At 70.5% G+C, this 13,947-nt stretch carries 12 protein-coding genes; 7 read left to right on the forward strand and 5 right to left on the reverse strand.

Annotation, left to right across the window (positions count from 1 at the left end; all coding sequences use genetic code 11):
• Positions 1-133 precede the first annotated feature (133 nt).
• On the reverse strand, positions 134-403 hold the full coding sequence (gene rpsO, locus AC0IY0_RS01025) for a 30S ribosomal protein S15 (RefSeq protein WP_007560136.1): 270 nt from the start codon (positions 401-403) through the stop codon (positions 134-136).
• 355 nt (positions 404-758) lie between these two features.
• Here rpsO and AC0IY0_RS01030 point away from each other — a divergent pair, with 355 nt between their 5' ends.
• The 4 genes from AC0IY0_RS01030 (at position 759) to AC0IY0_RS01045 (ending at position 5,446) form a co-directional block, all read left to right on the forward strand.
• Positions 759-2,780: a hypothetical protein gene (locus AC0IY0_RS01030; protein WP_471762844.1), complete on the forward strand. Its 2,022-nt coding sequence runs from the start codon at positions 759-761 to the stop codon at positions 2,778-2,780.
• Positions 2,777-3,397, forward strand: coding sequence for a hypothetical protein (locus AC0IY0_RS01035; protein ID WP_147909282.1), 621 nt, complete (start codon positions 2,777-2,779; stop codon positions 3,395-3,397). Before AC0IY0_RS01030 ends, AC0IY0_RS01035 begins: the two co-directional genes overlap by 4 nt.
• A gap of 246 nt (positions 3,398-3,643) precedes the next feature.
• Positions 3,644-3,862, forward strand: a complete 219-nt coding sequence (locus tag AC0IY0_RS01040) for a hypothetical protein (RefSeq protein ID WP_471762845.1) — start codon at positions 3,644-3,646, stop codon at positions 3,860-3,862.
• A 180-nt stretch (positions 3,863-4,042) separates the two neighbouring features.
• Positions 4,043-5,446 (forward strand): amino acid permease, encoded by a 1,404-nt coding sequence (locus AC0IY0_RS01045; protein WP_471762846.1) that lies wholly within the window; start codon positions 4,043-4,045, stop codon positions 5,444-5,446.
• Here AC0IY0_RS01045 and AC0IY0_RS01050 read toward each other — a convergent pair.
• The 4 genes from AC0IY0_RS01050 to AC0IY0_RS01065 all read right to left on the reverse strand — a co-directional run bounded on the left by AC0IY0_RS01050 (position 5,430) and on the right by AC0IY0_RS01065 (position 8,965).
• Complete coding sequence (locus AC0IY0_RS01050; RefSeq protein ID WP_147940460.1) at positions 5,430-5,840, reverse strand: flagellar basal body rod protein FlgC; 411 nt, start codon at positions 5,838-5,840, stop codon at positions 5,430-5,432. The two genes, AC0IY0_RS01045 and AC0IY0_RS01050, sit on opposite strands and share 17 nt — an antisense overlap.
• Before the next feature lie 68 nt (positions 5,841-5,908).
• Positions 5,909-6,769, reverse strand: a complete 861-nt coding sequence (locus AC0IY0_RS01055) for a formyltransferase family protein (RefSeq protein WP_147940461.1) — start codon at positions 6,767-6,769, stop codon at positions 5,909-5,911.
• Positions 6,769-7,536 (reverse strand): SDR family NAD(P)-dependent oxidoreductase, encoded by a 768-nt coding sequence (locus tag AC0IY0_RS01060; RefSeq protein WP_147909276.1) that lies wholly within the window; start codon positions 7,534-7,536, stop codon positions 6,769-6,771. The genes AC0IY0_RS01055 and AC0IY0_RS01060 overlap by 1 nt, the downstream gene beginning before the upstream one ends.
• Positions 7,537-7,657: 121 nt before the next feature.
• Entirely contained in the window at positions 7,658-8,965 is a 1,308-nt protein-coding gene (locus tag AC0IY0_RS01065) for a capsule biosynthesis protein (RefSeq protein WP_147909275.1), read from the reverse strand.
• 350 nt (positions 8,966-9,315) lie between these two features.
• On the opposite strand from AC0IY0_RS01065, the gene AC0IY0_RS01070 reads away from it, so the two are divergent.
• The 3 genes from AC0IY0_RS01070 to AC0IY0_RS01080 all read left to right on the forward strand — a co-directional run bounded on the left by AC0IY0_RS01070 (position 9,316) and on the right by AC0IY0_RS01080 (position 13,910).
• Positions 9,316-10,812 carry a capsular polysaccharide export protein, LipB/KpsS family gene (locus AC0IY0_RS01070; RefSeq protein WP_471762848.1) on the forward strand — a complete coding sequence of 499 codons (1,497 nt, stop codon included), beginning with the start codon at positions 9,316-9,318 and terminating at the stop codon, positions 10,810-10,812.
• A gap of 214 nt (positions 10,813-11,026) precedes the next feature.
• A complete protein-coding gene (locus AC0IY0_RS01075) occupies positions 11,027-12,520 on the forward strand; it encodes an LTA synthase family protein (RefSeq protein ID WP_419830240.1) in 1,494 nt (497 codons plus the stop codon).
• Positions 12,521-12,725: 205 nt separating this feature from the next.
• Positions 12,726-13,910, forward strand: a complete 1,185-nt coding sequence (locus tag AC0IY0_RS01080) for a polysaccharide biosynthesis/export family protein (protein ID WP_461231783.1) — start codon at positions 12,726-12,728, stop codon at positions 13,908-13,910.
• The last annotated feature ends 37 nt before the right edge of the window (positions 13,911-13,947 follow it).

Raw genomic sequence — 13,947 nt, forward strand, 5'->3', positions numbered from 1 at the left:
TGAAGTGTCTCGCGATCCTGCCCCGACGCTGGCGCCTCGAAGCGGCCCGTTTTCGAGCGGCCGGACCCATTCCGGCAGCCCGAGATTGTGAAACGCGGCCCCGAGCCGGGCTCGGAACCGCGCGTGGTCGGTCTTAGCGGCGGATGCCGAGGCGCTCGATGAGGGCGCGGTAGCGGGCCTCGTCCTTGCGCTTGACGTAGTCGAGCAGCGAGCGGCGCTGCGAGACCATCTTCAGCAGGCCCCGGCGGGAGTGGTTGTCCTTGCCGTGGGTCTTGAAGTGGCCGGTCAGGTTGGTGATCCGCTCGGTGAGGATCGCGACCTGGACCTCCGGGGACCCGGTGTCCTTGGCGTCCTTGCGGTGTTCCTTGATGAGCGCGGTCTTGCGCTCTGCCGTGATCGACATCGCATACCTTTCGGGTTGTGCAGGTCAGATGCGGCGCCCCGATCGGGGCGCTCGAGCTCGGCGTTCGGCCGGTGCCGGGATGTCGTCCAGCACGGTCACAGCGCCAAGCGGCTCAAGCCCCGCCCGGTAACCCGGGCCGAGGCTGCGTGATCCATACACGAAACCACCGGATAAACCAGCCCCGGGCCCGGGCGGTCCGCCGAGGGAAGGTTTAACACCGGCGTGCTAGAGCATCGTCCCGAAAGGTTGCCGCCGGCTTTCGGACAAAGATGATGCAGGATCAGACACTTACGTCTTCATCCCGGCTGCCGGGACGACGCTGGGGCGGGAAGGCCCGACGCAGAGCGGCCCGCCGATGAACGCCAGTCTCACGGACGCGTGCGGGATCCTGGCGGCGACGCTGCTCGGTGTCCCCCTGCTGCTGCTGCCGGGCTACGCGCTGGGCGCTCTGACCGGGATCCTCGGCTTCCGCGCCCTCTCGCCCGGCGATCGGCTCCTGTGCGCGGCTCTGCTGGGCATCGGCCTGCTGCCGGTTCTCGACAGCCTGCTGGTCCAGGCCGCCGGCACCCCGGCCGCCGCGCTGGCCAACCTCGCGCTTGGGCTGGCCGGGCTGGGGCCGGCGATCCGCGCGCTGCGGGGCCGGATCGATCTCTCCGCCGCGGCGTGCGGCCTGGCGCTCGCCGGGCTCTGGCTCGGGATCGTCGGTTACGCGCTGATCGACATCGATACCGGCACGGGCCTGTACCAGCCCGTCACCGTCATCGACCTCGTGAAGCACGCAAGCCTGACCCGCGCGATCGTCCAGGACGGCCTGCCGCCGGTCGATCCGTTCTTCGCCCGGCCCGAGCGCGCCGGCTACTATTACTTCTTCTACGCGCTGTGCGCCCTGATCGACCGGGCCGGCGGAACGCTCGTGGACGGGCGCACCGCCTTCGCGGGGCTCGCGTTCTGGACCGGGGTCGGGCTGCTCGGCCTGTTGGACCGGTTGCTCGCCGCCACCGGCCTGGTGCGGGAGGCCTCCCCGCGCCTCGTACGCCGTGCGACCCTCCTGCTGCTGCCGGCGGCCGGGCTCGACATCCTGCTGGTCCTCCGCGACCGAATCGCCACCGGGCTCTGGATCCCGATGCCGGAATGGCTGAACGACCAGGTCCTGAATTGGCCGAGCTCCCTGGTCTGGGTCCCGCACCACGTCGCCGCCACCCTTGCGGCCTGGCTCGGGCTTCTGATCCTCGCGGAGGCGGCGGACGGCACCCGGCGCGCACCGGGCGTCGCGGTCGCGGTGGCGGGCATCGCCTTCGCGGCCTGCGCGGGCCTGTCGGTCTGGGTGTGCCTGGGCGCGGTCGCGGCGGCCGGAACCTGGCTGACGCTGCTCGCGCTCGAGCGCCGCTGGCGCGATGCCGGACGGCTGGTCGCGGCCGGGCTCGTCGCCGCACTCCTCGCAGCACCCTACCTGTCCGGGCTCGTTGCGAGCCGGCATGAGGCCGGGCAAGCGATCGTCCTGGCGGTCCGGAGCTTCGGCCCCCTGGAGGGATTCGCGGACGGGCCGCTCCTGAGCCTGCTCCGCCTGATCCTGCTGCCGGTCAACTACTACCTGGCCTTCGGCGTCTTCGCTGCCGGCGCGTTCCTGTTCTGGCGTGTCGTCCCCCGGCGCGCTGCGCATGCGCGCGAGGCGGGACGCCTGCTCACCATCGTGGCGGCGTCGTCCCTGCTGATCGGCGGCTTCCTGCGCTCGGCGATCCTCTACAACGACCTGGGCTGGCGCGTGGTGTTGCTGGCGCAGGTCGCCGCCCTGGCCTGGACCGTCGCGGCGCTGGCGCGGGGCGCCGGCACGCGGCTCCGGCTGCCCGGCCTGCTCGCGGCGCTGCTCCTGCTCGGCTATGCGACGACGCTCTACGGCTTCGCCGGGATGCGGGCCTACCGCATCTCCGGCCATCCGAGCTTCGCGTTCCTCAACGCACGCCCCGACATCGATCGTGCCCTGCGGATGGCCTATGAATGGGCCGGCACGTATCTGCCGCGGAGTCTCGTGCTTCAGCACGCGGCCGCCGAACCGCGCGTGTTCGACTTCGGCCTCTACGGACGCCAGCCGGTCGCGGTGGCCGACCGGGAGGCGCGGCTGTTCGGGGCCTCCCCCGAAGCGGTCGCGGCGCGGCTCGCGCAGGTCGGGCCGATCTTCTCTGAGACCCTCGGGGCAGACGACGTCCGGCGCCGGGCCGCCGCCGCCGGCATCGGCGCACTCATCGTCACCGCCCGAGACGCCCCCTGGACGGACCCTGATTCCTGGGTCTGGCGGAGCCGGCCGCTCTACGCGTCGCCGTTGGTCCGGATCCTGTCCGTTCAGGATCTCAGCCAGGACTCGAGCGGGGCAGCGCGATGACCCGGCCCGCCCCCGCACGTCTGAATGGGGCGCTGCGCTGGCTCGCGGCCCAAGGGGCGCTGCATGCCGGAGCAATCCTCATCGGGTTCGGCTGCTTCGTGCTGCTGTTCCGGACGGACCTCGCATCCAACGTGACGATCCTTTTCTATCGCGGCCTGATCCTGCTGCTGGTGGCTTTCGCGGTCACGGCCGGCGCGATGACGACGCTTGCCGGCCTCGGCCGTCCCTGGGGCCTGCATCGCAGGGATGCTCTGGGAGCCTGCGTGCTATCGCTCGCCCTGAACCTCAGCGTGTTCGTGATTCTTCCGGTGACGATCGACCGCTCGATCAGCGTCTTCCTGCTCGGCCAGATGGCGGCCCGTCCCGAGGAGAGATTCAGCGCCGCGCGCGCGCGCGCCTTGTTCGAATCGGTCTATCTCGGGGAGTACCGGCAGATCGAGCGGCGCCTGGCGGAGCAGACCGCCTCTGGCAACGTCGCGCCGTCCGGGGACGGCTACGTGATCACCCCGCAGGGCCGCGCCTTCATTAAATTCTCGGCCTCCGTGGCCCGACTCTTCCGAACCGATCCGCGGATGGTCGAGGTACAGCCGCCGGCCTCGGACAAGGCAACGCCATGAACACGACGCCGGCACCAAGAAGCAGAAAGCTTCAATGTGCCTAAAAATTCGACCTTTTGCATATTTTGTAGTTCGTTTCAGTATAAAAAATCTATTCGATACCAGAAACCGATCAAACACCAAAAAATTACATTGATAAAATTGCGTGATCGATCAAAGATTTTACTGAGTTATAATAGGGGTTGAATTTCATTGGTGCATTGCACTCGTGATATCATGTGGGATCCGGTGCACCAAGCAGGACGCGTGATCCTCGCCAGGTCGGCGGGATCCTCGACCCCGGCGCCGTCGAGTCGGGCGGCCGGCACCGCGGCCACGAAGGCGGACCGGTCCCTGTCGGTGGCAGCCTGCGCGGGGGATGCCGCCTTCGAGGTACAGCGGGCCTCTGCGGCCGCCGCGGAGCTGGGTTCGTCGATCGTCGAGCTCGGCCGGCAGGTGGGCGCGTCGGCGACGTGGCGGCGCTGATCTCTAACATCGCGGGCCAGACCAAACTGCTGGCTCAGAGCGCCAGGATCGAAGCGGCACGGGCCGGGGCTTCGCGGCGGCTTCCTGAACGCCGTACGTGCGGCTTGACGTCGCGGCTCGGATCTTGCTCACCGGGTTCCCATCCGACGCAGCTGATGCCGGACGACCGTGAGCCGCGACATGACCGACACCGCTGCAATCGCCCGGATCGAGAGCCCGGCGAACGGTCATCCCGAACTCGCGCGGAGCCTTACGGCCCCCGGCCTCATCGCCATCGGGCTCGGCGCCACGATCGGCGCCGGCATCTTCGTTCTGACAGGAACCGCGGCGGCGCAATATGCTGGGCCGGCCCTCAGTCTGTCCTTCGTGATCGGCGGCATCGCCTGCGGCTTCGTCGGCCTGTGCTACGCCGAGCTGGCCGCCATGATCCCGGAGGCGGGATCGACCTACACCTACACCCGGGCGACCCTCGGGGTTTTCCCGGCCTGGATCATCGGCTGGGACCTCGTGCTCGAATTCGCCCTGGCGGCTGCCACGGTGGCGGTGGGATGGTCCGGCTACGCGCAGTCGCTCGCGGCGGATTTCGGCCTGACGCTGCCGGCTGCGCTGTCGGGGGCGCCGGGGGATGGCGGCTGGTTGAACCTGCCGGCGGTCGGTATCGTGCTGGCGCTGACCGCGCTCTTGACCCGCTCGACCCGGGACGCCTCCCTGATCAACGGGCTCCTGGTGGTTGCCAAGATCGCGATCATCCTGGCCTTCGTGGGCGTCGGCGCCGTCCATCTGCAGCCGGCGCTGTGGCACCCGTTCGTGCCCGAGAACGCCGGCACCTTCGGCAGCTACGGCTGGAGCGGCGTGTTCCGCGGGGCCGCGGTGGTGTTCTTCGCCTTCATCGGCTTCGAGACCGTGGCCACCGCGGCGGGCGAGTGCCGGGCGCCCCAACGCGACGCGCCGGCCGGGCTGATCGGCTCGCTGGCGATCAGCACGGTCCTGTACGTGGCGGTGGCGGCGGTGCTCACCGGCCTCGTGCCCTACCGGGAGCTCGACGTCGCCGACCCGATCGCCAAGGCGATCGACCGGCTGGCGCTGCCCAGCTTCGCCATCGTCATCAAGATCGGTGCGCTGATCGGGCTGACCACCTCGGCGCTCACCGCGCTCTACGGGCAGGGCCGGATCTTCTTCGCCATGGCCCGGGACGGGCTGCTGCCGCCCCCGTTCTGCCGGGTCGATCCGGCGACCCGGGCGCCGGTGTCGAGCCAGGTGGTGATCGGACTGTTCACGGCGGCGGTGGCCGGGCTGGTGTCGATCGACATCCTGGGCGAGCTCGTCAGCATCGGCACGCTCCTGGCCTTCAGCCTCGTCTGCGCGATCGTGCTGATCCTGCGCCGCACGGACCCAGGCAGGCCCCGGCCGTTCCGAGTCCCGGCGGCGACCCCGATCGCCGTGCTCGGTATCCTGTCCTGCGTGATCCTGATGGCTTCGCTGCCGCCGGACACCTGGATCAGGCTCGCACTCTGGCTGGTGATCGGGCTGGCGATCTACGCTGGCTACGGCCGCCGCAACGCCCGGCTCACCCGAGAAGGTTGAGCGTCGCCCGGCTCACCGTGTCGATCGACGCCTCGGCGCTGAGGTTCAGCTCGTAGTTGCGGATCACGCGCTGCAGGTCGGCCGATTCGAGGGCGACGTTGACGTTGGGCAGGCGGACATAGCCCTGCCGATCGGCGGACACGTTGGTCGGGTCGTAACGCCTGCGGAAGTCGCTCGAATCGCGCACGATGCGGCCGACCGGCTCGCGCCCCGCCTCGACATCGACCGGACGGAACACCGCGATCTTCCGGGCGTAGGGCGCCCCATTGGGATTGGCCGGGACCGAATCGGCGTTCGCGATGTTCTCGGAGATCGCACGGATCTGGCCGCTCTGGATCCGGCGGCCGTAGGCCAACGCATCGGTGGCCGCCTTGAGGGGGCTTGTATCCGGCATGCGATCGGGCTCGGTCGGAACGGGACGTTGGGCTGACCGATCCTTCTCGAAACAGGCTTAAGGGCCGGTTAACCGGCCCGGCCAGACAGGCTCACCGCCTCGCGCAGGTCCCGTCCGTCGGTCAGGCGCAGGCCCCTCCGGCGCAGGGAGGCGAGCAGCGCGCGATCCGGAAACGGACAGTAGGGCAGGACGGCGGTGCTGCGGCCCTCGGGCATGCGGCCGGTGCGGGCGATCTCATCGAGCAGGCGGTCCAGCAGTCCGCGGCCATGGGCGTGGAGCGCCACGGCCGCCCGGGTGGCGGTGGTGTCCGCGGGCAGCGGCACGGCCTCCTGGGCGAGGATAGCCCCGGTGTCGATCGTGGCGGCGAGCCGGTGCAGGGTCATGCCGAAGGCGCCCGGGCCGTCCGCTAGGGCGTGGATCGTCGGGACCGGCCCGCGATGGCGCGGCAGCAGCCCGGGATGGCCGTTGATGCCGCCGAGCCGCGCCAGCCCGATGGTCTCGGCCTTCAGGATCTGATCGAAATGATAGGTCAGGATCAGGTCGGGGGCGGTCTCGCGCACCCTCTGTGCGACCTCGGGACCGTTGACGTCGTCCACCGTCAGGGTCGGGATGCCGAGGCGCCGACACAGGGTCTTGAGCGGCGTCGATTCCGGCGCGTCGCCGCTGCCAGCCACGGCCTGGGTCAGGGGCGCCAGCGGCCGCAGCAGGTCGGGCAGCCCGAAATTCACCGCCAGATACGGAAGGATCCCGGTCCCCGACCGCGTGAGGTGGCGCCGGACCTGCCCGGTCAGCCCGCCGCTCGACGGCCGCTCCGCGTTCGAGAGCCCGACGAAGGCGATGTCGGCGCTGTGATCGGCCACGAACCGGCGCACCACCCGGGCATTCGGCAGCGCCTCCAGCACGAACAGGGCGATCCGGGCGCGGCTCATCAGCGGCGCGGCCGCCGCTGGAACCGGAAGGCGTAGAGCCCGGCCCGGCGAATGCTCTCAGGAAGAAGTAGGACGGTCCTGGCCAGGGCCGCCAGCGCGAACGGGAAGGCGATCACGTCGCGATCCTTGGCGACGCCCTTGGCGATGCGCAGGGCAGCCTGCTCGGCGCTCATCTCCAGGGGCCGCCAGCCCTTCAGCTCGCCGCCCATCGGGGTCTTCACGTAGCCCGGCGCAACGACGTTGACCTTCACGCCCCGTGGCCCGACCTTCTGGCGCAAGGCCAGCCCGTGGGCGACCAGGGCGGCCTTGGCGCCGCTATAGGCCGGGGCATCCTGCAGCGGCGCGTAGGCCGCCAGGGAGGAGACGAGCACGATCTGGCCGCTGCCGCGCTGAAGCATCAACGTCAGGGTGGGCAGCACGATGTTGAGAGAGCCCGTGTAATTGATGTCGGAGGTCTCGAAGGCCGTCTCCTCGGACTCGACCTCGCCCTTCTGGTTACCGCCGTTCACGGCCGCGTTGGCGATCACGAGGTCCAGCGGCTGCGCGGCGTGAAGCCTGTGGATCAGGGCGATCGCGGCGGCCCGGTCACGGGTGTCGAGCCGCACGGGCTCGACGGTCGCGCCGCTCGCCCGGCAATCCCGGGCCACGGCTTCGAGCCGCTCGACGTTGCGTCCGACGAGGATGAGGCTGGCGTCGGCACGCGCGTAGTGGCGTGCGAGCGCAGCGCCGATACCGCTCGACGCGCCAGTGATCAGAATGCGGGGCATGGTGCGGGTGCTACGCCGCGGAGCACGGACAAATCAAGGCCGGGGACGGCTCTTCGGTGACTTAATGGGTCGGCCGGCCCCGGAAACTGTCAGCCGGAACCGACACGTTTGCCGCCACGCTTCAGTAGACGGGCGCGAGTTGCCCGTCGCTCTCGCCGCCTTCGCGGATCACCCGCGCGGCGGCCAGCATCGAATCGGGGAGGGCGGATTCCATCCGCGGCACCGAGCCGGCCACCGCCCGCTCGATCGCCCCCTTGGAGAAGAAGCCGCCGTTGACCTGTGTCCGGTGTAGCACCACGCGGCGGAAATCGGCCATCAGGCCCATGTCCGGCGGGGTCGGGTTCGTCCAGAACCCATCGAGGTCGGCCTGATGGGTCAGTCCGGCCATGTTGTAGATCGCGGTGCCGACCGCATGAGTCGGCCGGCCCATCTCCAGCGACAGCATGCCGACGGTCGAGTTGACGATCACGACGCCGCGGGCGCCCTTGATCAGCGACGGAAGGTCGCCGCCGTCGATGAAGTCGAGCCGGTCGCTGACGCCGTGGCGCCGAGCCGAGGCACGGGCGAACTTGCGCCAGTTGATCAGGCCGCTGTCCAGCGGATGCAGCTTCACGAGGAGGCGCGTCGGCGCCGAGGACGCGTCCGCGAAGGACTTGATCACCCGGTCCATGAAGCCTTCGACGCCCAGGAACGGCGAGTGCACCCGGATCTGGTAGTCGCTGTCGAGCTGGAGCGGCAGAAGGAAGTAGTCGCAGCCGACCGCACGGTAGATCTCGTCGCAGCGCGCTGCCTCGCGGCGGGTGTGGGAGCGGCGGCTGAACTTCTTGATCCAGCCCGCGTACTCGGCCGCGATATGGGTCGGCCGGTGGCTGCGGAAATGTGGGAAGAGATAAGGGAAGGCGATGTTGGCGATGTTGTAGCCGACATCCCAGACGCTGCGGCGGGCCATATCGCCGGTTGAGGGCATCGCCCGGCCGGGCTGGGGCAGGCGGCGCGCCAGCGCGCGGACTTCGGCCGCCGTGCGGGGCAGGGACGAGAAGCCGTTCACCCCGCCGAGCTCGCAGGTGATCCAGTTGGGACGGATGTAGCCTTCCTCGAACACGTGGACGCGCAGGCCGCGGACCTCCGCGATCATCCGGGCCGCCCGGTGGAACGGCCGGCAATCGCCGAACAGCACGATGTCCGTGACGGCCTCGCGGTCGAGATATGATTCGAGATACGTGCCCCACGCCTCGCGGCGGCCGCGGTAATTGTCCGCCTTACCGTTCCAGAACAGCCAGTCGCCGGGGCACAGGTTGATGCGCCGGACCTCGTGTCCACGGGCGCGCAGCGCCGTGCCGAGATCGGAGAAGAACGGAGACGCGATGCCCTGCAGGAACAGAAAGGTTGCGGGGCGGTCGCGGAGGGCGTCGGGGGCGGTCTTATGCATTCCGCGGCGCTTCTATCCTTGACCCTCGGCCGGACGGAGCCGGACCGGAAAGACTGACCTGAGGTGGCACGCCTCGGCGCGAGCCGGCAATCCGAGGCCGCGTCGCAGGAGGGCGTTTCCGCTCCGGCGTGGCCCGTCTGCAACGGTCGCACTTTCGCGGCCCCCGCCTGGATTGAAGGGTCAATCACGGCGACGATATGTCCAAATCCTTTCCGCGACGTGACGCTTTGCGCGAACGGCCGCGCTTGTCCCTGTGATTTCGGTGGTTTTGGGCCGGCCATCCCATGCCGGGGAAAATGCGCTACACGACGGCCCGAACGAGTCAGATGACCGGAGCCGGGCGCCCCATCATGTCCCTTGAACCGACCCCGTCGCTCTATGCGACCGGCCGGACGATCCACCGCCTGCGGACGGAGATCGAGGCCGCGACGGGTCTCGCCTTCGGGCCAATGCGGCCCGGTGCAGTCGGCGCCGTCTGGCAGGCGGGAAGCCTGGCGGCGCGGCTGCTCGCGCTGACCGGCCGGCGCAGGCTCGTCGTCGCGCCGGGTCCCCTGGTCAGCCCGTACGATCGGCCGGAGACGGGCTTCGCATCCCTGCGGATCAGCCTCGACGACGTGCCGCTCGGCGGGGAGGGCGGCATCCACTACCTCGATCCCTGGACCCGCGCGCCGATCGGCCGCGAGGCCTGCGCCGAGGCGGTGGCCTGGCTCGCCGCACGCTTCGCCGAGAACGACCGGCGCGTCGTCTATGTCGGCATGTCACGCTGGAAGAGGCCGGCCCTCGACGTGCTCGGCACCGGGCCCGCCGGGCGCCCGGTCCACACCATGACGGCCGAGGCCGCGGTCGAAGCGGGCCAGCGCCATCACGGCCGGATCCTCGCCTGGGCGACGCGGGCCCCGGGCAAGCTTGAAGACGCCTGCACGCTGGCCGGCCTGCCGCTCGCCCGGGTGGAGGACGGATTCCTACGCTCGGTGGGCCTCGGGGCGAGCTTGCAGCCCGGCGCCTCGATCGTGGTCGACGACCTCGGCATCTACTACGATCCCCGCAGGGAGAGCCGCCTGCAACGGCTGCTGGCCGAATCGGATTTCCCGCCCGAACTCGTGAGCCGGGCTAAGCGCCTGCGTGAGGAGGTCGTGGCCCGCCGCCTCAGCAAGTACAATGTTGGCCTGGACGCCGCATCGCTCGATTGGCCGGCCGGCCGCAGGATCGTGCTGGTGCCGGGACAGGTGGAGGACGACGCCTCGGTGCAGCACGGCTCGCCGCTGGTCCGGTCCAACCGGGCGCTGCTCGAGGCCGCCCGGCGGCGCAACCCCGACGCCTTCCTGCTCTACAAGCCCCATCCCGACGTCGAGGCGGGGTTTCGCCCCGGCATCATCCCGGAGGCGGAGGCGCTGGCGCTCGCCGACCGGATCGTGGCGGGGGTCAGCATCGTCGACCTGCTCGACCGGGTCCACCACGTCGAGACCATGACCTCGCTCGCGGGCTTCGAGGCGCTGATCCGCGGGCTCACCGTGGCCACTCATGGCCGTCCGTTCTACTCGGGCTGGGGCCTGTCCGAGGATCTGGCGCCGGGAGCCGACCGTGGCCGCAAGCTCACCCTGGACGAGTTGGTAGCCGGGGCGATGATCCTCTATTCGCGCTACCTCGACCCCGTGGCGATGAAACCCTGCAGCCCCGAGCAGCTTCTCGACCGGCTGAGCGCCGCCCGCGAGGCCGCACCGCGCAGCGCGCTCTCGATTGGCCGCACCGCCCATTGGGTCATGCGCGCCCGCTACGGCTTGTTCAATCCGATCGTGCGGGCGTTGCGCCGGCGCCGCGGCGTCGGCCGCGAGGCTGGACCGCGCTGAGGGCAGGGAGCACCGCCGTGACATCCGGTGTCCCGGATTTTTCGAGCCCGCAAACGGGGATAGGGCCGGCTTCTCTTGTAGCGGAAGAGGGGGTGACGCCGAGGCCCCCGCTTCACGGAACGTCCCGAAGCCCTTGTTTCAACATGTTCTTCCGTGCCGGGTCGGATGCCGTATCGCTCGCTCGCGCGCTTGCCCCTCTCCGAGTTCCAGGACCTTGACGACGTTCCTCACCGCCGCCAGCCTCGCGCTGGCCCTCTGCCTCGCCCTCGAAGTCTTCGTCGGCGATTCGCTCACCCGGGCCAGTCTCGCGCCGCGCGATCTCGCCCTGCGGTTGCTCGGCTACTCGCTGATCCTGCTGTTCTGGTTCTGCTTCTCGTGGCGGCCGTGGCTGGCTGCCCTGACCTGCGTGGTCTCCGTGGCGGCGCTGATCTATGTCAGCCGCGCGAAGCGATCGGTGATCGGCGAGCCGCTGCTGTTCAGCGACTTCGTCCTGCTGCCGCAGGTGCCGCGACACCCGCAGCTCTACTACATCCCGCCGCTCTGGGATCCGCGCATCGCGGTCCCGGTGATCCTGACCCTGATCGCGACGGTGATCTGGTACCGGACAGAGCCCAGCGTTTTGCCGGGCGGGCCGCTCCTGCGCGTCGCGGCGCTGCTCGGCTTGCCGCTCGCCCTGTGGATCCTGTTCCGCGCCGCGTCCCGGCCGCCGCTCGCTGGCCTCGTCGCGCAATGGTTCCCGGAGCCCGACCTGGAGGCCGACGTCGCGCGGGTCGGCCTGCCGGCGAGCCTGCTCGGCTACACGGCCCGGGCGCTGGCGGGCAGCGCCCCGGTCCCGGACGTGCCGGTGCTGCCGGCCGGCCCGGGCGACGACGTGGTCGTGGTGATCCAGCTCGAATCGTTCATCGACCCGGAGCGCCTCGGCGGCCCGGCACTGCCCGCGATGGAGCTGTTCCGCACCCGGGCTGCGCAATACGGCCGGCTGCGGGTCCCGGCGCACGGCGCCTACACCATGCGCAGCGAGCACGCCGTGCTCACGGGCCGCCCCTCCGAAAGCCTCGGCTTCGGCCGGTACGATCCCTATACCTCCCGCAGCGGCGACGAGCCGACCAGCCTCGCCCGGCTGGCCCGGAGCCGGGGTTACGGCACCCTGTTCCTGCACCCGTTCCACCGGGATTTCTTTCGCCGGGCGAAGGTCATGCAGGCCTTCGGCTTCGGCGACCTGGTGATGGGCGAAACATTCGCGGCCGCCCCCCGCATCGGCCCCTATGTCGGCGACGTCGCCCTCGGGGAGCGTCTGCTCGATGAGGTCCGGGGGCGGCGCACCCCGCTGTTCCTGTTCTGCGTCACGATGGAGAATCACGGACCGTGGAAGCCCGGTCGGCTGCCCGGGATCGACGCCCCGGAGGCGCAGTACCTCCACCACGTGGTCAATACCGGGCGGATGGTCGAGAACCTCGTGGCCGGGCTCGACGCCCTGGCGCGCGAGCGCGGCCAGACCGTCACGCTCTGCGTCTTCGGGGACCACGCCCCCTCGCTGCCGACCTGCAAGCCCGGGTTCGGCGGTCAGGCGACCGATTACGCCCTGTTCCGCTTCGGCGGGCCCCCTGTCCCGCCGAACCGACGGGACATCGCTGCCGATGCCCTGGGACGGGAGCTGCGGTCCACCCTGGCTGGCGCCCTTGCGGACATGCCGGCAAGGACGCGATAAGGTTAAGCTTGACGGTAACAAGCTCGGCAGTGCCACGCTGGTGACGCATTGCCGGCCGATAGCGAAGCTGTCCGAGAAGTGGGTTCCGCACGGCGCCCGCCTGTTCGACGCGGCCGTTAAAGCGATCGCAGCGTTTGGCGGTCACCATGGATGTCCCGGTCCGAGCCAGCGATGGCGCGGAGGCCGGCGAGGAGAAGTCTCTGTGATGCTGCGTAAGACGGCGCTCTCAGCGCTGATGGCCGCCCTCGCGGCAGGGTCCATCGGCGGCTGCACGTACCTGCCCGCGGCGGGTCCGACGGCCAGCGCGATCGAGGCTGGCGCGGAAGTCGCCACCGCCGACGGCGGCGTGCTCGCCCGCTACGAAATCATCGACGTCACCCCATCCGTGGTCGAGGCCCTGCGCGGCCGGCCCCTCGACAGCCTGCTCGCCTCCTTCGGCGACCACCGCCCCTCCACCGAGCCGGTGATCGGCATCGGCGACATGGTCTCGGTCTCGGTCTGGGAGGCCGGTTCCGGCGGCCTGTTCTCCGGCCCGCTGGTGGCCGACCGCTTCTCCGCCGGCTCCAAGTCCGCCCTCATCCCCGAGCAGCCGGTCGGCCGCGACGGCGCGATCTCGGTGCCCTATGCCGGGCGCATCAAGGTCGCCGGCCGCCGGCCCCAGGACGTCCAGGGCCTGATCGAGAACGAGCTCGCCGGCAAGGCGATCCAGCCGCAGGTGCTGGTCTCGGTCACCCGGCCGATCAGCCAGGCGGTGACCGTCACCGGCGAGGGCGCCGCCGGCGCGCGCCTGCCGCTGTCGGGCCACGGCGACCGCATCCTCGACGTCATCGCGTCGGCGGGCGGCAACCGCTCGCCGGTCTCGGAGACCTTCGTGCGCCTGTCGCGCGGGCCGCTCACCGCCACGGTGCCGCTGACCACGGTGGTGTCGAACCCCAAGGAGAACATCTACCTGCGGCCCAACGACGTGCTGACCCTGGTGCGCGATCCGCAGACCTTCCTGGCGGTGGGCGCGCTCGGCCAGGCGACCGAGCTGCCGTTCCAGGCCGACGGGATCACCCTGGCCCAGGCGCTCGCCAAGGCGCGCGGCCTCTCGGACTTCGCCGCCGACCCGGCCGGCACCTTCATCTTCCGGTTCGAGCCCGCCAGCGTGGTGCGCCGCCTCAACCCGGCCACCAAGCTCACCGGCACCCCGCTGGTGCCGGTGGTGTACCGGATCAACATGCGCGACCCCAACAGCCTGTTCACCACCCAGGCGTTCCGCATGCGCAACCGCGACCTGATCTACGTCTCGAACGCCCCGTTCACCGAGGTCCAGAAGGTGCTGACTGCCTTCAGCGGCGTCACCGGCCCGCTCAGCTCCGCGGCCACCGCCTACGCCTACGCCAAGTAGGCTGGCCGACACGCCGGCCTCCGGGCCGGCGTGGGAT

This window comes from Methylobacterium sp. AC315, from assembly GCF_979253755.1.

Bases quoted from the DNA above. Each gene is read 5' to 3' on its own strand.
- AC0IY0_RS01045 (WP_471762846.1), top strand. From the start codon at position 4,043: ATGACCGACACCGCTGCAATCGCCCGGATCGAGAGCCCGGCGAACGGT.
- AC0IY0_RS01055 (WP_147940461.1), bottom strand. From the start codon at position 6,769: ATGAGCCGCGCCCGGATCGCCCTGTTCGTGCTGGAGGCGCTGCCGAAT.
- AC0IY0_RS01065 (WP_147909275.1), bottom strand. From the start codon at position 8,965: ATGCATAAGACCGCCCCCGACGCCCTCCGCGACCGCCCCGCAACCTTT.
- AC0IY0_RS01060 (WP_147909276.1), bottom strand. From the start codon at position 7,536: ATGCCCCGCATTCTGATCACTGGCGCGTCGAGCGGTATCGGCGCTGCG.
- AC0IY0_RS01030 (WP_471762844.1), top strand. From the start codon at position 759: ATGAACGCCAGTCTCACGGACGCGTGCGGGATCCTGGCGGCGACGCTG.
- AC0IY0_RS01070 (WP_471762848.1), top strand. From the start codon at position 9,316: ATGTCCCTTGAACCGACCCCGTCGCTCTATGCGACCGGCCGGACGATC.
- AC0IY0_RS01050 (WP_147940460.1), bottom strand. From the start codon at position 5,840: ATGCCGGATACAAGCCCCCTCAAGGCGGCCACCGATGCGTTGGCCTAC.
- AC0IY0_RS01080 (WP_461231783.1), top strand. From the start codon at position 12,726: ATGCTGCGTAAGACGGCGCTCTCAGCGCTGATGGCCGCCCTCGCGGCA.
- rpsO (WP_007560136.1), bottom strand. From the start codon at position 403: ATGTCGATCACGGCAGAGCGCAAGACCGCGCTCATCAAGGAACACCGC.
- AC0IY0_RS01035 (WP_147909282.1), top strand. From the start codon at position 2,777: ATGACCCGGCCCGCCCCCGCACGTCTGAATGGGGCGCTGCGCTGGCTC.